This is a genomic window from Vitreimonas flagellata (assembly GCF_004634425.1).
Lineage (GTDB): Bacteria > Pseudomonadota > Alphaproteobacteria > Caulobacterales > Aquidulcibacteraceae > Vitreimonas > Vitreimonas flagellata.
Map to the genome: position 1 here is coordinate 474,311 of NZ_SBJL01000001.1, position 20,300 is coordinate 494,610.

The 20,300-nt window shown below is 63.0% G+C and carries 16 protein-coding genes; 15 read left to right on the top strand and 1 reads right to left on the bottom strand.

The features are described from left to right. The first annotated feature begins 6 nt into the window (after positions 1–6). The 11 genes from EPJ54_RS02380 to EPJ54_RS02430 all read left to right on the top strand — a co-directional run bounded on the left by EPJ54_RS02380 (position 7) and on the right by EPJ54_RS02430 (position 13,694). Positions 7–759, top strand: a complete 753-nt coding sequence (locus EPJ54_RS02380; RefSeq protein ID WP_135210065.1) for a biotin--[acetyl-CoA-carboxylase] ligase — start codon at positions 7–9, stop codon at positions 757–759. Positions 760–762: 3 nt separating this feature from the next. Continuing rightward, positions 763–1,539 carry a type III pantothenate kinase gene (locus EPJ54_RS02385; RefSeq protein WP_135210066.1) on the top strand — a complete coding sequence of 259 codons (777 nt, stop codon included), beginning with the start codon at positions 763–765 and terminating at the stop codon, positions 1,537–1,539. Continuing rightward, positions 1,539–3,218 (top strand): ribonuclease J, encoded by a 1,680-nt coding sequence (locus tag EPJ54_RS02390; RefSeq protein ID WP_135210067.1) that lies wholly within the window; start codon positions 1,539–1,541, stop codon positions 3,216–3,218. Before EPJ54_RS02385 ends, EPJ54_RS02390 begins: the two co-directional genes overlap by 1 nt. 32 nt (positions 3,219–3,250) lie before the next feature. Continuing rightward, positions 3,251–3,673 (top strand): methylmalonyl-CoA epimerase, encoded by a 423-nt coding sequence (gene mce, locus EPJ54_RS02395; protein WP_135210068.1) that lies wholly within the window; start codon positions 3,251–3,253, stop codon positions 3,671–3,673. Next, positions 3,673–3,921, top strand: coding sequence for a DUF1467 family protein (locus EPJ54_RS02400; protein WP_135210069.1), 249 nt, complete (start codon positions 3,673–3,675; stop codon positions 3,919–3,921). The genes mce and EPJ54_RS02400 overlap by 1 nt, the downstream gene beginning before the upstream one ends. A 65-nt stretch (positions 3,922–3,986) precedes the next feature. After that, a complete protein-coding gene (locus EPJ54_RS02405) occupies positions 3,987–5,519 on the top strand; it encodes an aminoacyl--tRNA ligase-related protein (RefSeq protein WP_135210070.1) in 1,533 nt (510 codons plus the stop codon). Continuing rightward, complete coding sequence (locus tag EPJ54_RS02410; protein ID WP_135210071.1) at positions 5,519–6,790, top strand: lipoprotein-releasing ABC transporter permease subunit; 1,272 nt, start codon at positions 5,519–5,521, stop codon at positions 6,788–6,790. The genes EPJ54_RS02405 and EPJ54_RS02410 overlap by 1 nt, the downstream gene beginning before the upstream one ends. Continuing rightward, entirely contained in the window at positions 6,783–7,499 is a 717-nt protein-coding gene (locus EPJ54_RS02415) for an ABC transporter ATP-binding protein (RefSeq protein ID WP_135210072.1), read from the top strand. Before EPJ54_RS02410 ends, EPJ54_RS02415 begins: the two co-directional genes overlap by 8 nt. A gap of 50 nt (positions 7,500–7,549) precedes the next feature. Continuing rightward, positions 7,550–10,960 (top strand): DNA polymerase III subunit alpha, encoded by a 3,411-nt coding sequence (gene dnaE / locus EPJ54_RS02420; RefSeq protein ID WP_135210073.1) that lies wholly within the window; start codon positions 7,550–7,552, stop codon positions 10,958–10,960. A gap of 101 nt (positions 10,961–11,061) precedes the next feature. Then, the gene (locus tag EPJ54_RS02425) at positions 11,062–12,447 is read left to right on the top strand and encodes an amidohydrolase (RefSeq protein ID WP_135210074.1); all 1,386 of its coding nucleotides are present in this window, start codon (positions 11,062–11,064) and stop codon (positions 12,445–12,447) included. Beyond that, a complete protein-coding gene (locus EPJ54_RS02430; protein WP_135210075.1) occupies positions 12,444–13,694 on the top strand; it encodes an amidohydrolase family protein in 1,251 nt (416 codons plus the stop codon). Before EPJ54_RS02425 ends, EPJ54_RS02430 begins: the two co-directional genes overlap by 4 nt. 40 nt (positions 13,695–13,734) lie before the next feature. Here the strand turns inward: EPJ54_RS02430 and ubiG are convergent, their stop codons facing one another. Further along, on the bottom strand, positions 13,735–14,457 hold the full coding sequence (gene ubiG / locus EPJ54_RS02435) for a bifunctional 2-polyprenyl-6-hydroxyphenol methylase/3-demethylubiquinol 3-O-methyltransferase UbiG (RefSeq protein WP_135210076.1): 723 nt from the start codon (positions 14,455–14,457) through the stop codon (positions 13,735–13,737). A gap of 131 nt (positions 14,458–14,588) precedes the next feature. Here ubiG and EPJ54_RS02440 point away from each other — a divergent pair, with 131 nt between their 5' ends. From EPJ54_RS02440 to ispG, 4 genes are all read left to right on the top strand, one after another. Beyond that, positions 14,589–15,851, top strand: a complete 1,263-nt coding sequence (locus tag EPJ54_RS02440) for an aspartate kinase (RefSeq protein ID WP_135210077.1) — start codon at positions 14,589–14,591, stop codon at positions 15,849–15,851. Between the two features lie 37 nt (positions 15,852–15,888). Then, positions 15,889–18,153 (top strand): phosphoenolpyruvate--protein phosphotransferase, encoded by a 2,265-nt coding sequence (gene ptsP / locus EPJ54_RS02445; protein WP_135210078.1) that lies wholly within the window; start codon positions 15,889–15,891, stop codon positions 18,151–18,153. A gap of 108 nt (positions 18,154–18,261) precedes the next feature. Next, complete coding sequence (locus EPJ54_RS02450) at positions 18,262–19,092, top strand: helix-turn-helix domain-containing protein (RefSeq protein ID WP_135210079.1); 831 nt, start codon at positions 18,262–18,264, stop codon at positions 19,090–19,092. 69 nt (positions 19,093–19,161) lie between these two features. Continuing rightward, positions 19,162–20,298, top strand: coding sequence for a flavodoxin-dependent (E)-4-hydroxy-3-methylbut-2-enyl-diphosphate synthase (gene ispG, locus EPJ54_RS02455; protein ID WP_135210080.1), 1,137 nt, complete (start codon positions 19,162–19,164; stop codon positions 20,296–20,298). Positions 20,299–20,300 lie beyond the last annotated feature (2 nt).

Here is a 20,300-nt window from a genome sequence, read left to right on the forward strand (position 1 = left end):
GGTCTGATGATCGACGGCCAAGCGCCGGTCGAAGTCTTCGACGAGATCGACTCCACTATTCTGGAGGCGCGTCGGCGCGCCGAACGTGGCGAACTCGGACCTAGTTGGCTCATTGCGAAACGTCAAACCGCAGGCCGCGGCCGTCGCGGTCGGCCTTGGGCCTCGCTCGACGGCAATCTGCTCGCAACCTATCTCTTCACCACCGATCGACCGCCAGCAGAGATCGCGCTGCTTGGCTTCGCCACCGGCGTCGCCATCGCGGAGACCATCGACAGCATTATCGGCGCGGGCAGCGCCACGCTGAAATGGCCGAACGATGTGTTCGTCGATGGCGCTAAAGCCTCGGGCATATTGCTCGATAGCGGCTCGCTGCCGGGCGGCGGCGCGTGGGTGGCGCTGGCTTTCGGGGTGAACCTCGCCGCTGCGCCCGAAAATCTTGACCAAGACACGATCAGCCTGCGCGCAATTCTTCCGCCTGACGCGCCAGCGCCTGAGCCGCTCGAATTCCTCGCCCAACTTCGCCCGCGCTTGGAGGCCTGGTCCACCCGCGCACAACGCGATGGTTTTGAGCCGCTGCGCCAAGCGTGGCTGCAACGCGCGCACGGCCTGGGCCGCGAAGCGCGTATCGTTCAGGGCGAAAATAGCATTGAAGGCCGTATCGCTGGTATCTCGGCGCGCGGTGAACTCGAACTAGACACCGAGACGGGCCGAAAGCTCATCGCCGCCGGCGATGTGTTACTGCCCAAGAGTGCGGGCTGAACCATGCTTCTGGCGATTGACGTCGGCAACACCAACACGAAATTCGCCGTCCATGACGGCAAGGAATGGCGCGCACAATGGCGCGCCTCTACAGACTCACGCCGCACCGCGGACGAATACGCGCCCTGGCTCTCCCAAAGCATGGCGCTCGCGGGCTTAAGCTTCAGCGACATGCACGCCTGCATCGTCTCGACGGTCGTGCCGCAAGCGCTGTTCAATCTGCGCAATCTTTCGCGTCGCTACATCGAGGCCGAGCCGCTCGTGATCGGTGAACCGGGCGTGGCGCTTGGCATTGAGGTGCGGATCGATAAGCCCAGCGAAGCCGGCGCTGACCGGCTGGTGAACGCCGTTGGTGCGTACGTCGAATATGGCGGGCCGTGCATCGTGATCGACAGCGGCACGGCCACAACGTTCGACATCGTGGCCAAGGATGGCGCCTTTGAAGGCGGCATCATCTTGCCGGGGATCAATCTATCGCTGCAGGCGTTGCACGAAGCGGCGGCGCGGCTGCCGCGTGTTGAAATTCGCGATCCGGGCCGCGTCATCGGCAAGGACACGGTCAGCGCCATGCAATCGGGCATCTATTGGGGTTCCATCGACATGATCGAAGGGCTGTGCCGGCGCATCCGCGCGGAGTACGGTGAGCCGATGAAGACGATCGCCACCGGCGGTGTGGCGTCGATCTTCGAAGGCTCGTTCCCGTACATCGATCACTTCGATCAAGATGTGACGTCGCGCGGCCTGCTGGAAATTTACAAAAGGAATGGCGGCACGTTTTGATGAAGGCGCAGCCCGACGACGAATTGGTGTTTCTGCCGCTTGGCGGCTCTGGTGAGATTGGCATGAATCTCAACGCGTACGGCTTCGGCCCGCCGGACGCGCGCAAATGGATCATCGTCGATCTCGGCGTCACCTTCGGTCGCGAAGATGCGACGCCGGGGGTCGACATCATTCTGCCGGACCCGACCTACCTCGAAGAAGAGCGCGACAACATTATCGGCATCGTGCTGACCCACGCGCACGAGGATCATATCGGCGCCATCGGTTGGCTTTGGCCGCGTTTCAAAGCGCCCGTTTATGCAACGCCGTTCACGGCGGCGCTCGTGCGCGAAAAGCTCAAGGAGCACAATCTGCTCGAGAAAGTGCCGCTCACCGAAATTCCGCTCAAAGGCCATCTGAAGCTTGGGCCGTTCGAGATCGACTTCGTCACTTTGACGCACTCGATCCCGGAGCCGAATGGCTTGGCGATCCGCACGCCACTTGGGCTGGTTTGGCATACGGGCGATTGGAAGATCGATCCCGATCCGCTGATCGGCGAAACCACCGACGAAGCGAAACTGCGCGAGATGGCCGAAGAGGGCGTGCTCGCGATGGTATGCGACAGCACGAACGTCATGGTGGAGGGCACAGCCGGATCCGAAGCCGAAGTACGTGAAAAGCTCACCGAGGTCATTGCGGGCCTCAAAGGCCGCGTTGCGGTGACGGCTTTTGCTTCTAACGTCGCGCGCGTGGAGACGGCGTTGATAGCCGCTAAAGCCACAGGGCGTACGCCGTGCCTTGTTGGCCGCTCCATGCATCGCATCTTCGCCGCCGCGAAAAATGTGGGCCTCCTGCAAGACGTCCCGCAGACGATCGATGAGGAGGAGGCAGGTGCGCTCGATCCCGAGCACGTGCTCTATCTGTGCACCGGCAGCCAGGGCGAACCGCGCGCAGCGCTCTCACGCATTGCGCGCGGCGAGCATCGCCACGTGTCTCTGCGCGAGGGCGACACCGTGATCTTCTCGTCGCGTGTGATCCCCGGCAACGAGGCGGCGATCCACGACATGCAGAACGCGTTTCTGGAAAGGGGCGTCGAACTCATTACGGCGGACGATCATTTTGTTCACGTCTCCGGCCACCCGGCGCGCGATGAATTGCGCCAAATGTACCAATGGGCGCGGCCGAAGATTGCGGTGCCCGTCCATGGCGAGAAGCGTCACATCCGCGAGCACGTGAAGCTCGCGCAGGAAATGCAGGTGCCCGAGCAGATCGCGCCGAACAACGGTGATTTGATCCGCCTCGCCCCTGGCCCAGTGGCGCTGATCGATGAAGTGCCGTGGGGGCGTCTCTATGTTGATGGCAACGTCATTGTCGGGTCCGATGACGATGCATTGAAGGATCGCAAGCGCCTGGGCGCTGAGGGGGCGGTCAACGTCTCACTTGCCGTTAGCGGCAAGAACGCCATCCTCGCAGGCCCCACTGTCAACGTCCGCGGCCTCTCGATGGACGACGAAGAGGATATGGATATTGCGCTGGACGAGCTGGAACGCACCGCGAAGGCGGCCTTCACCAAGCTCAATAGCTCGGAGCGCGGTGACGACGAGACCGTGGAGGCCAATCTGATGCGCGCCGTGCGTAAGGCGGCTGAGCGCTTATGGCGCAAGCGGCCCCTGGTCGACGTCACGGTGCTGCGCATCTAAGCTGGCCGGGAATTGAACAAAGGGAGTAGGCCATGATCGGGCGGCTCAATCATGTTGGCGTCGCGGTGCCTTCCATCGAGGAAGCCAAGCAAACCTACCGCACGCTCTATGGCGTGCCGGAGAACGACATCACCGAGACGCGCGAACTCGCCGCGCAAGGCGTGAAGTTCGCCTTCGTCAACGTCGCCAATTCCCAGATCGAATTGATCGAGCCGCTCGGCGAAAACTCGCCGATCCGCAAATTCCTCGAAAAGAACCCAAGCGGCGGCCAGCATCACGTCTGCTTCGAAGTCGTCGATATCTACGCCGCCCGCGATGAGATGGTGAGGCGCGGCGCCACCGTGCTGAACGAACCGCGCATCGGCGCCCACGGTACGCCGATCATTTTCGTGCATCCGAAGAATTCCAACGGCGTCCTCATCGAGCTGATGGAAACACCGAAGGGCGCGCACTGATGAGCCCGCTGCTCGGCGTCGCGATCTACGTCATCCTCTGGTGGCTCTCGTTTTTCGTGATGCTGCCAGTGGGCGCGCAGAGCCCGCATGAGGCGGGCGAGACGGTGGAGCCTGGCTCCGAGGTCGGCGCGCCGAAGGTGCACAATGTGCGCAAGAAGGCGCTCTGGGCGGCCGGGATCGCGGCGGTTTTGTGGCTGCTCGTGTATTGGGGCGTTTCGGTCGATCTATTTGGCATGCGTCCGGGCTAGGCTGCGTTGCGGGCGGGCGTCGGCCAGTCTATCCAAGCGCCTCATATTTGAGGAACTAGCACTCCATGCATGCGCTCCGCGTCACGCGCGCCCAAGACTTTCCTGAGTGGTATCAAACCGTCGTGCGCGACGCCGATCTGGCGGAGCTCTCGCCGACGCGCGGCTCGATGATCATCAAGCCGTGGGGCATGGGCCTGTGGGAGCGCATCCAGGGCGAACTTGATCGCCGCATCAAGGACGCGGGCCACGACAATTATTATTTCCCACTCCTGATCCCGCTCTCATTCTTCGCCAAGGAAGCCGAACACGTCGATGGTTTTGCCAAGGAGATGGCTGTCGTCACCCACCATCGCCTGAAGCAAATCGACGGCGTGTTGAAGCCTGATCCCGGCGCGGAGCTTACCGAGCCGTTGATCATTCGCCCAACATCGGAGACAATCATTGGTGACGCGTTCAGTCGCTGGGTAAAATCTTATCGCGACCTGCCGCTGAAGCTGAACCAATGGGCCAACGTGATGCGCTGGGAGATGCGCACGCGCATGTTCCTACGCACGGCGGAATTCCTTTGGCAGGAAGGCCACACGGTTCACGTCGATGAAGCCGACGCGATGGTCGAGACGATGTGGGCGCTCGAACTCTATCGCAGCTTCTCGGAAGATTATCTGGCGATGCCGGTGATCCACGGCGAAAAGCCGGAGAATGAGCGCTTCCCCGGCGCCGTGCGCACCTATTCGATCGAAGCGATGATGCAGGATGGCAAGGCGCTGCAAGCCGGCACCTCGCACTATCTCGGCACGCACTTCGCTGAAGCGCAGAACATTCGTTATCAGGACAAGGAAGGTGGGCAGACACTCGCGCACACCACGTCCTGGGGCATGTCCACGCGCATGATTGGCGGCGTGATCATGACGCACGGCGATGACGACGGCCTGCGTACGCCGCCGGCTGCAGCGCCGCGCCAGATCGTGATTGTGCCGATGCTGCGCGGCAAACCGGAAGATTCTGAGCTGAAGGAGTATTGCGCCTCACTCGTCGCCGAGTTGAACAAGCTCAGCGCCTTCGGTTGGCCCGTGCGCGCCTATGTCGACATCAAAGACGCCAAGCCCGCCGACAAACGCTGGGATTGGGTGCGCCGTGGCGCGCCGTTGATCTGCGAAATCGGCCCGCGCGACGCCGCTAACGGTCAAGTCACCTTCATCAAGCGCAACGCGCTGCGCCAAGGCGACAAGATCAAGTCGCACTCGGTCAGCCGCGTGGACTTCGTGGCCCAAGCCGCAAAGCTGCTGGAAGAGACCCAAGCCGAGCTCTACGCTGAAGCCAAGGCCCGGATGGACAACAATATCCGCGCTGACTTTAAAACCTTCGCCGACCTCGAAGCCTATTATGGAACCGAGGACAAAGAGGGAGAGTTCAAGGGCTGGGCGCGCGTGCATTGGGCGCGTCCGACCGGGGATGCGCTGGAAAAGGTCGGGGAACGCCTGAAAGCGCTGAAGCTGACCATTCGCAACGCGCCAGCGTCGCAACCATCCTCGTTCGGCACATGTATGTTTAGCGGCGAACAGGCCGTGGAAGAGATTTTGATCGCGCGGGCATATTGATGAGCGGAAATTCCCAACCGTTCGGCTTGTTCGAGCGCATGCTCGCCGGCCGCTATTTGCGCGCCAAGCGTCAGCATGGCGGGGTGGCGCTGATCTCTGTTATCTCGGTCGTGGCCATCACGCTCGCCGTGTTTGCGCTGATCGTGACTATGTCGGTGATGAACGGTTTCCGGGAAACGCTGCTCTCGCGCATCCTCGGCGTGAACGGCCACGTCTATATTGACGTGCGCAACATGCCAGGCTCGGAGATCGATCGCCTCTCGGCTCTCGTGCGCGAATCCGCTGAAGTTACCCACGTGACGCCAATCATCAATGCGCAGGCGTTGGCGACATCGGAGGGGCTAGCCTCCGGCGTCATCGTGCGCGGCATCCCGCGCGAAGAACTAGCGCAGCTGCCGATCGTGATGGATTCGATCCGTCCTGGCGGTGGGCTAGAGAATTTTCAGGGCGTCGAAGCGCCTTCGATCCTCGTCGGCGATCGCCTGGCCGCGGCGCTTGGCGTCACCGAGAACATGGCGATTACTTTGATCTCGCCGCAAGGCTCCGCCACGCCCTTTGGCCTCACACCACGCCGCAAGGCCTTCCTGGTTGGCGGGGTTTTCAGCGTCGGCATGGCCGAATTTGATTCAGCGCTGATCTATATGCCGCTCGAACAAGCGCAGGTGATGTTTGGCAAAGGCGATGGCGCGGACGAGCTGGAAATTCGCGTCCAAGATCCGGATCGCACATTGCAAGTTATGATGGATCTGCGCGCGCGCCTGGGGCCGGACGCCTTCATCTACGATTGGCGCGCGAAGAGCCAAGGGCTGTCGGACGCCCTGGTGGTTGAGCGCAATGTGATGCGGCTCATCCTGATGATCCTTGTCGCGATTGCCGCGCTCAACGTCATTACGGGTCTCATTATGCTCGTGAAGAACAAGGGCCGTGATATTGCGATCCTGCGGACGATCGGCGCCACACGCGGCGCCATCATGCGCGTGTTCTTTATGGCAAGCGCGAGTCTTGGCGTTCTCGGGCTCTCGCTCGGCCTGCTGCTCGGGATCGGTTTCTGCATGAACATCGAGTTCATCCAGAACACGATCCAATCGCTCACAGGGTTCGATCTCTTCCCCGGCACCGTCTATTCGCTCGAAACATTGCCGGCACGCGTCGAATGGGGCGAGGTGGCCTTCATCTCCGTGTTCACGATCGGCGTGACTTTTGCGTCGACACTCATCACCTCGTGGTGGGCGTCGCGGTTCGATCCGGTGGAGGCGCTGCGCTATGAATGACGTGCAAGTGCAAAGCCAATCCTCCGCCAAAGCGCCGGTGTTGAGCCTCAAAGGACTCACGCGCCGCTATCAATCGGGCGACACCGAATTGATCGTGCTCGACAATGTCGATCTCGACATTGCGCCGGGCGAAATCGTTGGTCTCATCGGCCCGTCGGGCTCGGGCAAGTCATCGCTGCTGCACGCGGCCGGCATGCTCGAAAAGCCGAGCGCGGGTGACGTCACGATCGGCGGTGAATCCGGTTGGGCGATGGGCGACGAAGGCCGCGCCTATATCCGCCGCAACAAGATTGGCTTCGTCTATCAATTCCACCATCTGCTGCCGGAGTTTGACGCGCTCTATAACGTGGCGCTGCCGGCTCTGATCGCAGGCCGCCCGAAGCGTGAGGCGCTCGACGAAGCCGAGCGTTTGCTCGGCGTCATGGGCCTCGCCAAGCGCATCCACCATCAGCCCGCCCAACTTTCCGGCGGCGAGCAGCAGCGCGTCGCTATCGCGCGCGCTATGGTCAACAATCCGGTGCTGATCCTGGCCGACGAGCCGACTGGGAACCTCGATCCGGATACCTCGACCTTTGTTTTCGCGGCGCTTTCGGACCTCGTCCGTAAAAAGGGTGCGGCGGCTCTCATCGCCACGCACAACCTCGAACTCGCGAAATACATGGATCGGGTCATTGCGGTGGATCACGGCAAGCTGGTGCGCCGCAGCTGAGGCTTAGGGCAAGCGCTGGAAGCGCCTATCTTAGGGCCTGAGAGAATCAGATGGCCCAGCCCTTTATCCATTTACGCGCCCGTTCGGCTTACTCGCTGCTGCAGAGCGCGGTGCAGGCGAAGTCGTTGGTGAAGCTCGCCGCCAAGCACGACATGCCGGCGCTTGGGCTAACGGATTCCAACAATCTTTTCGGCGCGCTCGAATTTTCCGAAGCGGCGGCGGACGCCGGCGTGCAGCCGATCGTTGGTCTTTCGCTATCGGTGAAGAGTGATGTCGGCATCGATGGATCGCTCACGCTCTTCGCCCAAAATGCGACCGGCTACGCCAATCTTATGCGCCTTTCGAGCGCCGCGTTCCTCGATGAGCACGACGTGCCGCATGTCGCATTTGAGCGCGTGTTGCAGGAAGCAGAGGGCCTGGTCGCGCTCACGGGCGGTGGTGAGGGCGCGTTCACGCCGCTTCTGCTCGAGCACAAGAACGATGTCGTCGAATCCGCACTAAAGCAACTCGGCGGCGCGTTTGGCGATCGGCTCTATGTTGAACTCCACCGTCACCAGGAGCGCGCCGAAGCCGAGACCGAAGGCGCGCTGATCGATCTTGCCTACAAGCTCGGCCTGCCTCTCGTCGCGGCCAACGACATTCGCTTCGAAAAGCGCAGCGATCACGGCGCCCACGACGCGCTGATGTGCATCGCGGCGTCGTCCTATCTGGGCGAAGAGGATCGCCCGCGGGTTTCCCAACAGCATTATTTCAAAAGCGCCGACGAAATGCGCGCACTGTTCGCCGATCTGCCCGAGGCGATCGACAACACGACCGAGATCGCACGCCGCTGCGCATATCGCGTCGAGAAGCGCAAACCGATCTTGCCGCGCTTCGACTCCAAAGCCGGCCGCGATGAGCCGGCGGAATTGAAGGCGCAAGCAGAGGCGGGTCTCAAAGCGCGTCTGAAAGCGCTCGGCGACAAGCTCGCAGCGCCAGAAGAAGAATATTGGAAGCGGCTGGACTTCGAGCTGGGCGTCATCACGCACATGCAGTTTCCCGGCTACTTCCTGATCGTTGCCGACTTCATCAAATGGGCAAAGGCGAATGACATTCCCGTCGGCCCAGGCCGTGGTTCGGGCGCTGGCTCGCTGGTCGCCTGGGCGCTGACCATCACCGATCTCGATCCACTCCGGTGGGGCTTGCTGTTCGAGCGCTTCCTTAACCCAGAACGGGTTTCGATGCCGGACTTCGATATCGACTTCTGCCAAGAGCGGCGCGGCGAGGTCATCGATTACGTGAAGAACAAATACGGCGAAGATCGCGTCGCCCAGATTATCACGTTCGGCACGCTGCAAGCGCGCGCCGTGTTGCGCGACGTCGGTCGGGTCATGCAATTGCCGTTTGGCCAGGTCGACAAGCTCGCCAAGCTCGTGCCAGCAAACCCGGCAAACCCGGTGACGCTCGCCGAAGCGATGGAGATCGAGCCCAAGCTGAAAGAAGCGCGCGCCAACGAAGCCGACGTTCGCCAGCTGATCGATACGTCGCTTCAGCTTGAAGGTCTTTACCGCAACGCTTCGACCCACGCCGCCGGCGTCGTCATCGGCGATCGACCCCTGATCGAACTCGTGGCGCTTTATCGTGATCCGCGCGGCAATCTGCCGGCCACCCAATTCAACATGAAATGGGTTGAGCAGGCGGGCTTGGTGAAGTTCGACTTCCTTGGTCTAAAAACGCTCGACGTTATCGACCGCGCCGTCAAATTCCTGCGTGCGCGTGGCATCGATGTGAATCTGGATGATCCCGGTTATGACGACGAAGCCACTTACAAGCTGCTCCAATCGGGTCTGACCTTCGGTGTCTTCCAGCTTGAAGGTCAGGGCATGCGCGACACGCTCCGCAAGGTGAAGCCGACGTGCCTTGAAGACGTCATCGCGCTCATTTCGCTCTATCGCCCGGGTCCGATGAAAAACATCGACCGCTTCGCCAATGTGAAGCATGGCCGCGAGAAGCCGGACTATCTGCACGAAACATTGAAGCCGATCCTGGAAGAGACCTATGGCGTCATCGTCTATCAAGAACAGGTCATGCAGATCGCTCAGGTGCTGTCAGGCTACAGCCTCGGCGAAGCCGATTTGCTGCGCCGCGCCATGGGTAAGAAGCAGCCGGCCGAAATGGCCAAGCAAAAGACGCGCTTCATCGACGGCGCCAAGGAGAAGGGCGTCGGCGAGAACCTTGCCTCGCACATCTTCGATCTCGTTGAAGAATTCGCCGGCTACGGCTTCAACAAATCCCACGCCGCCGCCTACGCCGTGGTCGCGTATCAGACCGCTTATTTGAAGGCGCATTATCCGGTCGACTTCCTCGCCGCCTCGATGAGTCTCGATATTTCAAACTCCGAAAAGCTCGCGAGCTTCCACCAAGACGCGCGCCGTGTTGGCGTCACCGTCCTGCCGCCGGACCTCAACAAGTCGCATCCGGATTTCAGCGTCGAAGCGATGGAAGATGGGAATGTCGCGGTGCGCTATGCCATCGGGGCGATTCGCAATGTCGGCGTCACGGCGATGGAAACCGTTGTGGCGGAGCGGAACAAAGGCGGCCCGTTCAAGGCGCTCTATGATTTCGCCGAGCGCATTGATCCGAAATCGATTAACAAGCGCCAATTGGAAAACTTGGCCAAGTCCGGCGCGTTCGATTCCATCGAACCAGATCGCGCGCGTGCGCACGCCGCCTGCGAAGTGATCTCCGCGCACGCGCAACGCGTCGCCGAGGAGCGCGCCAGTGCGCAGACAAGCTTGTTCGGCGCCGAAGAGCCGAGCGCACGACCGACTTTCCCGAAAGCGCCGGCTTGGTCCGCGCAGGATCGGCTGGACGCCGAGCGCGAGAGTGTGGGTTTCTATCTCTCGGGCCATCCACTCTCGGAATTCTTCACCGACGTTGGCGAACGCTATTTCACCTATGCGGACCTCGTCGAAGAAGGCGAGACCGAGCCGCGCACCTATCCGATGGCAGGCGTCGTACGCCGTGTTCAATATCGCCCAGCGATGTCGGGCGGTACGCTCGCATTCGTCTCGATGTCCGATCCCACCGGTGATTTCGAACCGATCGTGATGCCCGAGCACACAGCGACGCTGCGTGACGTGCTCGAAGTGGGCAAAGCCTTCGTCTTCCGCGGCCGTGTGCGCTGGCGCGACGGCGATCTGAAGCTCTCCGCGGATTCCTTCGAGCCCGTCGAAGCCGCCGAAGCGCGTACGAACGAAGATCTGCGCATCATCATGAAAGAAGGCGCGCCGATCGAATTGCTCGCACAGACCATTTCAGCACTGCCGAAGGCCAATGCGGGCGAAGCGCGTGCGCTGCGGCTCATCTTGCGCCTGCAAGATGGGCGCGAGGTGGATGTCGAGACCAAGACCTTGGTGCCGGCCAATGCTGCAGCGCGGGCGGCGCTTAAAGCGGCCAAAGGTGTGGAGCGGGTGATCTAAGCCCGCGTAATTCGTCGCAGAATTCTCCCGAAAGGCGTGCATGGCCTTGTCTGGCCGGCGCGAACCGCTTCACATGAGCGCCTGACTTTTCGGGGGAGCGAATGCGGTTGCGAGCACATCCGATCATCGCGTTGGCGGCGGGCCTTGGGCTTGCGGCCTGCGCGACGACACCAAGCACAGACACCACTGATACAACGCGCCGGGCAGCGTTTGCATCGACCTATCAACCAGCGGCCTCTGTGCCGACCTTAATCCGGGGCGCGACGGTATTTGACGGCGAAGGCGCTGAACTCGCGAACGCGGATGTGCTGATGCAAGACGGGCGCATTTCCGCCGTCGGGAACAATCTCGCGGCGCCCGAGGGGGCTGCGATCATCGACGGCGCTGGTCGCTTCGTGACGCCCGGGATCATCGACGCGCACTCGCACTTGGGCGCCTATCCGTCGCCGAGCATCAACGCAACATCCGATGGCAACGAGGCCACCCAACCCAATACGGCTGAAGTCTGGGTCGAACATTCGGTGTGGCCGCAAGATCCAGGATTCCTGCGCGCCGTTGCTGGCGGCATCACCACGCTGCACATTCTGCCGGGCTCGGCCAACCTGTTCGGTGGTCGCGGCGTCACGCTACGTCCCGTGCTCGACGCGGTCACGGTGCAAGAGATGAAGTTCCCAGATGCGCCGCAAACCTTGAAGATGGCCTGTGGCGAGAACCCATCTCGCGTCTATGGCGGCCGCAATTCTTCACCCGCCACGGGCATGGGCAACGTCGCCGGCTATCGCCAAGCGTGGGCCAACGCGCAGCGTTATGCGCGCCGCTTGGAGGCTGCGGACAATGGCGACGGCGAGCCACCAGATCGCGATCTTGAACTGGAAACCTTGGCGGGCGTGTTGAATGGAGACATTCGCCTGCAATGGCATTGCTACCGCGCCGACGAAATGGCCAACGCCATCGAGATTTCGCACGAGTTTGGCTTCGAGATCGCCGCGTTCCACCATGCCGTGGAATCCTACAAGATCGCCGACATGCTCCGCGAAGAGGGCATCTGCTCGGCGATGTGGGCCGATTGGTGGGGATTCAAGATCGAAGCCTATGACGGCATTCGCGAGAACATCCCGTTCGTGCACGAAGCCGGCGCCTGCGCCATCGTGCACTCGGATAGCGAAGTCGGCATCCAACGCCTGAACCAAGAAGCCGCGAAGGCGATGGCGGACGGCAACCGCGCCGGTCTCGACATCACCCGCGCCGAAGCCTGGACCTGGCTCTCGCGCAATCCAGCGCGCGCGCTCGGCATTGAAGACGAAACTGGCACGCTCGCCGCCGGCCGTCGTGCCGACGTCGTTGTGTGGTCGGCCGATCCGCTCTCCAGTTACGCCGTGGCTGAGCGCGTCTATATGGACGGCGCGTTGATCTATGAGCGGGGCGCTGAAATTGATCCGCCCTCCGACTTCGAACTTGGCCAAGCCTACACGGAGCGCGCGCAATGAAATTGTTGTCCGCACTCTTGATGGCGCTGGCCGTCGCAACACCGGCTGCCGCTGAGACCGTGCTCATCAATGACGGGCGCGTCGTCACCAATGGCGCCGCCGGCATCATCGAAAACGGCGACGTTCTGATCGTCGATGGCCGCATCAGCGCCGTCGGCGCCAATATCGCCGCGCCGCGCGGCGCGCGCGTTGTTGAAGCGCGAGGCGCGTTCGTTACGCCCGGCGCGTTCGCGGCCATGAGCGAGCTCGGCCTGTCGGAAATTTCCGGCTCCGGCGCGCCCAATGACGCAGACGTGGATGGCGACCTCGTCGCCGCCGCAATGGATTCCGCCGCCGCCTTCAATCCCACGGTCACCGCCGTCGCCGTCACACGCATCGAAGGCGTCACCCGCGCCGCGATCGCGCCGTCGTCCACGAACAGCATGTTCGGCGGTCGCGGCGCGCTCGTCTCGCTCGACGGCCAACCGGACAGCGTCATGCGCGCGAACGCGTTCATGATCGTCGAACTCGGTGAAACGGGCGCTGCCCGCGTTGGCGGCTCGCGTGCTGCGATGTGGCCGGCGTTTGAAGCCGCGCTGCGTGACGCCCGCGAATACCCGACCCGCTATCGCAGCGGCCAGGGCGGCGCGGTGCTGAACGAAATCGATGCCCAAGCGTTGCAGCCGTTCGCACGCGGGCAGGGCATGTTCCTCGTCCACGTCGAGAGTGCGGCCGACATTCGCCGCATCATTCGCTATCAGCGCGCCAATCCAAGCCTTCGCTTCGTCATTCATGGCGGCGCGGAAGCTTGGCAAGTCGCCGACGAGCTCGCGGCCGCACGCATCCCGGTGATCGTCGATCCGCTGGTGAATCTCCCGTCGAGCTTCGAGCGTCTCTCGGCGCGTCTAGATAACGCGGCGTTGCTTAACGCTGCCGGCGTCACCGTTGCGATCGCGCCTGCGCCGGGTTCGGTGGATGCACACCAAGCACGGCTTGCGCTGCAATTGGCCGGCAACGCCGTCGCTCATGGCTTGCCGTGGGATGCGGCGTTTGCCGCAATCTCGCGCACGCCGGCTGAGATCTTTGGTGTGGGTGGTCAGCTTGGCCGCTTGGAACGCAATTTTCTCGCCGACGTCGTGATCTGGGACGGTGATCCGCTGCAAGTGACCTCGGCGCCCACCGCCGTGTTTATCGAAGGCGTGGAGCAACCGCTTGTGTCACGCCAAACGCGTCTTCGTGATCGCTACCGGCCAACGGCCAATCGCTGAAACGACAAAGCCCCGGACCGCAAGTCCGGGGCTCTTCACATCAGGGCTTCGCGCCGGCCATCATGTAATTGACGTCGGTGTCGCTGGACAGCGCCCACCCCGCGCCGAGCGGCTGATAGGTTATGCCGACGGGCTCATTCCAGCGAATGCACGCAGCGCCCGCGCGAATTTCATCGGGCTTGACCAACTTATCGTATTCATGCGCGCCTTCCGGCGCCCATTGCAGAATGCGCTCGGCGCCGACGATCGCGAGCGCGCGCGCTTTCGGCGTGCGATTGATCGTGGACAGGATCAGCAGCCCGCCCGGCTTCACAAGCGCTTCGGCGGCAGCGAGAAACAGATGCACGTCCGCGACGTGTTCAACGATCTCCAGCGCCGTCACCAGATCGAATTGGGCGCCCGCCTCGACCAAGGCTTCCGCGCTCGTGTTCTGAAAATCGATGTCAAGTGAAGCGCCCTCGGCGTAAGCCCGCGCCGCACCGATTGCCTCGGGCGCCGCGTCCACGCCAGTCACCGCGCCGCCCATGCGCGCGAGCGGCGCCGAAACCAGGCCGCCGCCACAGCCAAGATCGAGCACGGAAAGGCCGGTGAGGGGTCTAACGCCCTTCGTCCCGAAATGCCGCGTGACGGTATCGCGGATGAATTGAAGCCGCACCGGATTGAGCCGATGTAGCGCCCCGAACGGCCCCTTCGGATTCCACCACTCGGCAGCTAAAGCGCCGAATTTCGCGATTTCCGCTGGGTCTAGCGTTGTCGAAGCCATGCGCTTGAAATCGGCCCCGCGCCTGCGGCGGTCAAGCGGTATCGCGTCGCAGCGGAGCATGCTAATGCCCGGCCGCGAACGGCCGCCGGCCGACTCGCACAGGCTTTAATTTTCGAACCGGCAAAGCTCGTATGTCTCGTTTGGTGATGAAGTTTGGCGGCACGTCCGTAGGCGACGTGGAGCGCATCGCGCGTGTTGCGCGTATTGTCGCCGCCGAACGAAAACCGGGACGTGGGCTGGCCGTCGTTGTCTCGGCGATGTCGGGCGAGACTGACCGTCTGGTCGGCCTGGCGCGCGCATCCGCTGGCGAGACGCCAAACGGCGGCGGTCTGCCGGCGAAAGACTTCAACGACGAGTATGACGTCATAGTCTCGACCGGCGAGCAGGTGACGACCGGCTTGCTCGCACTCGCACTACGCCGCATCGGCATCCCCGCGCGCTCGTGGCAGAATTGGCAAATTCCATTCCGCACCGACGACGCGCACTCCAAAGCGCGCATCTTTGAAATCGAAGAAAGCGAACTGGGCGCATCGATGGATGCGGGTGTCGTCGCGGTGATCCCAGGCTTCCAGGGCGTCACGGACGATCGCCGCATCACCACACTTGGCCGTGGGGGGTCGGATACGTCAGCTGTGGCGGTGGCGGCGGCACTGAAGGCGGAGCGCTGCGACATCTACACAGACGTCGACGGCGTCTACACGACCGATCCGCGCATCGTGCCAAAGGCGCAGCGCTTGGAGAAAATCTCCTACGAAGAAATGCTGGAGATGGCCTCGCTTGGCGCCAAGGTGCTGCAGACGCGCTCCGTTGAATTGGCCTTCGCGCATCGTGTGCCGGTGCGTGTGCTGTCGAGTTTTGTTGAGCCGGGCGAACCGAACCCCGGCACGTTGGTTTGCCCCGAGGAAGAGATCGTGGAAAAGCAGGTTGTTTCCGGTGTCGCCTATTCGCGCGATGAAGCGAAGGTCACGTTGCTGGGCGTGGAAGACCACCCTGGCGTCGCCGCCGAGATTTTCGACGCGCTCGCGAACGCCAACATCAATGTCGATATGATCGTCCAAAGTGAAGCGCGCCAGGAAGGCCGTCAGAACATCCTGTTCACGTGCCCGGAACGTGAAGCTGCTCGCGCAGCCGAAACAATCGAAGCCATTAAAGGCAAGATTGGCGTGGACGAAATCCATATTCGTCGCGATGTGGCCAAAGTCTCCGTTATAGGCATCGGCATGCGCTCTCAGGTGGGGGTGGCGAAAACCATGTTCGCCGCGCTTGCGCAAAAGGGCATCAATATCGAGGCGATCGCCACTTCGGAGATCAAAATCTCCGTGCTGATTGACGCTGCGTATACGGAACTTGCAGTCAGGGCGCTGCACACGGCCTATGGTCTGGACGCTGCGTAAGCGGCGACCATGAAAAGCGGAGGAAGCGCGGATCGCGATGGTTGGTCCGGCAAATGTCGGCGGGTCCCGGATCCTGCTGCGCAAGCTGCGGGAGATCATGGAGACCGGCGGTGTGGCGCAAGAACGCCTCGACCGCCTCGTGGCGATGATTGCATCGACCATGGTAGCGGACGTGTGCTCGATCTACCTGACACGCGGCGCGGTCCACGAACTCTTCGCCACGGAAGGTCTGAAGCCAGAAGCTGTGCACCGCACCCGACTGAAGCACGGCGAAGGTCTGGTCGGCTTGGTGGCTGAAACCGCGCAACCGCTCAACATCGCTGACGCACCGCATCACGAGCGCTTCTCGTATCGCCCCGAAACCGGCGAAGACCCCTACAACGCCTTCCTCGGTGTGCCGATCGTCCGCTCCGAGCGCACGTTCGGTGTGCTCGTCGTGCAAAACCGCGCCTCGCGCATTTACGGCGAAGACGAAGTCGAGGCGTTGCAAACCATCGCCATGGTGCTCGCGGAAATGGTCGCCTCTGGCGCCTTCGGCGATCTCTCCGGGCTCGCCGACGTCGAAGCGCGCGCCAGCCGTCCGGAATTGCTCAACGGCCGTGCATTCTCCGATGGTTTGGCGATTGGCACCGTTGTCCTGCACGAGCCACACGCACCACTCGGCCGTGTGATCGCCGACGATCCCGTCAAAGAAGAGCAGCGCCTCGATGCAGCGCTCATCCAAGTCCGCACCACGCTGCAGGAAATGCTCGACGGCGATCCAGGCCGGATCTCGGGCGTGTCCCGCGAAGTGCTGGAAATGTTTCTCATGCTCGCCAACGATCCGAGCTGGGAGACCAAGCTGAAGCACGGCGTCCGCGCTGGCCTCTCGGCGGATGCGGCGGTTGAACGTATCCGGGGCGAACACCGCGCCAAGTTCAACAAAACCCGCGATCCCTACCTGCGCGAGCGCCTGCACGACCTCGAAGACCTCGATAACCGGCTGCTCCGCGCGCTCGCGGGGGTCGATGGCGCGCCCAAGCAGGAAATGCCCGCCGACGCCGTGTTGGTGGCCCGCGAACTGGGCCCCGCCGAATTGCTGGATTATGGCGCTGAGCGTTTAAAGGGCTTGGCGCTGGAGGAGGGCGGCGCAACCGCCCACGCCGCTATCGTGGCGCGCGCGCTTGGTATTCCGATGGTTGGCCTGCTGCCGGGGTTACTCTCACGCGTGGAAGCTGGCGACGCCATCATCCTCGACGGTGAGCGCGGCGAGGTGCGCCTGCGCCCCGAAGAGGCGGTGGTCTCGGCCTACCAAGAGCGCATTCAGTTCCGCACCGCCCGCGCCGCCGAATTCGCCCGCATCAAAGATACGCCCGCCATCACGCAGGACGGCGCGCAAATCACGCTGCTGCTCAACGCCGGTCTCGCCCTCGACGTGCACCATCTCGACGAAGTCGGCGCCGAAGGCATCGGTCTTTTCCGGACCGAATTTCAATTCATGGTCTCCGAGACGCTGCCGCGGCTTGAGAGCCAGACTTTGCTCTACCGCGACGTGCTCGAAACCGCCGACCAGCGCCCCGTCACTTTTCGCACGCTCGATCTCGGCGGCGACAAGGTGTTGCCATACGTCACCGCCGAGCGCGAAGAGAACCCGGCCCTCGGCTGGCGCGCCGTCCGCATCGGCCTCGATCGGCCAGCTTTGCTGCGCTACCAGCTCCGCGCCCTGATCAGCGCCGCCGCCGGCCGTCGTCTTCGGGTCATGTTTCCACTCGTCACACTGATCGCCGAATTCGACGCGGCGCGCGCCTTGGTCGATCGCGAACTCGAATGGGCGCGCAAGCATGGCCGCGAGCTGCCAGCGCAGATCGAAGTCGGCGTGATGGTGGAAGCGCCGGCTCTGGCCTGGAGCATACCCGCGCTCAAAGGCCGCGCAGACTTCCTGTCGATCGGCACCAACGATCTTATGCAGTATTTTTTCGCCGCCGATCGCGGCAATGCGCGCGTTTCGGATCGCTACGACATCTTGAGCCCGCCCGCGCTGCGTTTGCTCAAGCAAATCCGCGAAGACGCCGACGCGGCCAATCTGCAAATCTCGATCTGCGGCGAAGCCGCGGGCCGCCCGCTCGAAGCTTTGGCGTTTACCGCGTTGGGCTATCGGCGTTTGTCGATGCCCGCGTCCGGCGTCGGTCCTGTGAAGCGCTTGGTGCTTTCGCTTAACGCGCGCGAAGCAGCGGAGGCGGTGTCGCCCTTGTTGCACTCTGACGTGCCGTCGGTGCGTGCTGAACTCACATCTATTGCAGCGGCGCACGCCTGGGCGCTGTGATCTGGCGCTTAACGCCGTTGAGCCGTGTACGATTCGCGATTAGCTTTAACACTGGCTCAAAATTTGCCTTCTACGACGTGTGGTCTCCGAGGAGGGGCCGTCGACATAATGCTCCAGCCAACGCCCACCGATCCGCAATCCGCGACCGAAACGGTCGAAGGCCGTGCGCAGCGCCAGACGCCAGTCGGGCCGCCGCCGCAGCTCGATCCGGCTTGGCGCGCAGGCCGCAAGCTTTCGGAAGCGCGCCGTCAACGTGGCTGGTCGCTGGACGAGGTCGCCGACCGCATCCGCATTCGTCGTGAATTCCTCGAGGCGCTCGAGGACATGAACGTCAAATTGCTGCCGGGCAAAGCCTATGCGCTGGCGTTCTTGCGCTCCTATGCGCGCGAACTCGGCATCGACGAAAAGGCCATTATTGACCAATTCCAGGACGAATCCGCGCTGACGCGCGAGGACGCCCAAAAGCAGGTCCGCAACCCGACATCGAAACCGCGCCGCGAACGCCCCTGGATGGCTGCTGCAGGCCTCGTCGTCGTCGCCGCGCTCTTCGTCGGTTGGCGCGCTCTGGAGCAGGGCGGCGCAGACCAGGCGGCGGAAGCGCCGACCGTTGGCGCACCGAGCGTCGCCGCCACGCCAGCCTCTACGGGCGCGATAACCGCCCGCGTGGTTGAAATTCGTGCGGTATCCGAGGCTTGGCTGGAAGCGCGCGGCCCGGACGGAACCGTGTTCCTTTCCCGAACCCTGCAGCCAGGCGACGTGTATCGTCCTGATGCAAGCCCAGGCTGGACGCTCCACGCCCGCGACGGCGGCGCCTTCGAGCTCTACGTAAACGGCGCGTCGGCCGGCCTGCTGGGAACCGCCGGCATGCCGGTGCTCGGCCGCTCGATCGATGAAATTCAGCCGTTGGCGCAGGCGCAATTGGCCACCCCGCGCAGCTAAAGCCGCAGCCGGCGGGACTGTTAGAGCGCCCCCGGGCGCGCTATCTCCGGCTGGAAAGGATCAGCTCTCATGGACGGCGCAGCCGGCGACCTGCACCACATCCGCCCCTGGCGGCGGATCGAGCGCCGCCGCTCGCGCAAAATCCGCGTGGGTAGCGTTGAGATCGGCGGCGACGCCCCGATCGCGGTCCAGTCGATGACGAACACGCTGACCTCGGATGCGGCGGCGACGATCGATCAGATACGCCAACTTGAAGAAGCCGGCGCCGACATCGTCCGCGTCTCGTGCCCCGATGAAGATTCCACCGCCGCGTTCGCCAAGATCGCACGCGAAGCCAAAGTGCCGTTGGTCGCGGATATCCACTTCCACTATCGCCGGGGCATCGAAGCGGCTGCTGCTGGCGCTGCGTGCTTGCGTATCAATCCCGGCAATATCGGCAACGCCCAGCGCGTGAAGGACGTCGTGCAAGCCGCGAAAGATCACGGCTGTTCGATCCGCATCGGCGTGAACGCCGGCTCACTCGAACAACACCTCTTGGAAAAGTACGGCGAGCCGTGCCCGGAGGCGATGGTCGAAAGCGCGCTTTATCACGCCGCTCTGCTCGAAGAGCACGACTTCCGCGAGTACAAAATCAGCGTGAAAGCGTCGGACGTGTTTCTCACCGTCGCCGCGTATCAAGCGCTGGCCGAGGCCACGGATGCGCCGCTGCATCTCGGCGTCACTGAAGCGGGCGCATTGCGCAGCGGGACGGTGAAGTCTTCTGTCGCTATGGGCTCACTGCTCTGGGCCGGCATCGGCGACACGATCCGCGTCTCGCTCGCCGCTGATCCGGTGGAAGAGATCAAGGTCGGCCACGACCTGCTCAAATCCATGGGCCTGCGCCAGCGCGGCGTCACCATCATCGCGTGCCCTTCGTGCGCGCGTCAGGGCTTCAACGTCATCAAGACGGTGGACGAACTTGAGGCGCGTCTGGCGCATATCGCCGAGCCGATCACGCTCTCGATCATCGGCTGCGTCGTGAACGGGCCGGGCGAGGCGCTGATGACCGATCTCGGCTTCACCGGCGGCGGCAAGGGCGCCGGCATGGTCTATGTCGCCGGCAAGCCGGACCATAAGGTCGACAATGTCGAGATGATCGACCATATCGTTGGCTTGGTCGAAGATCGGGCCCAGACGATGCGCGCGAACGCGCCGGCGAAGGATTGAGC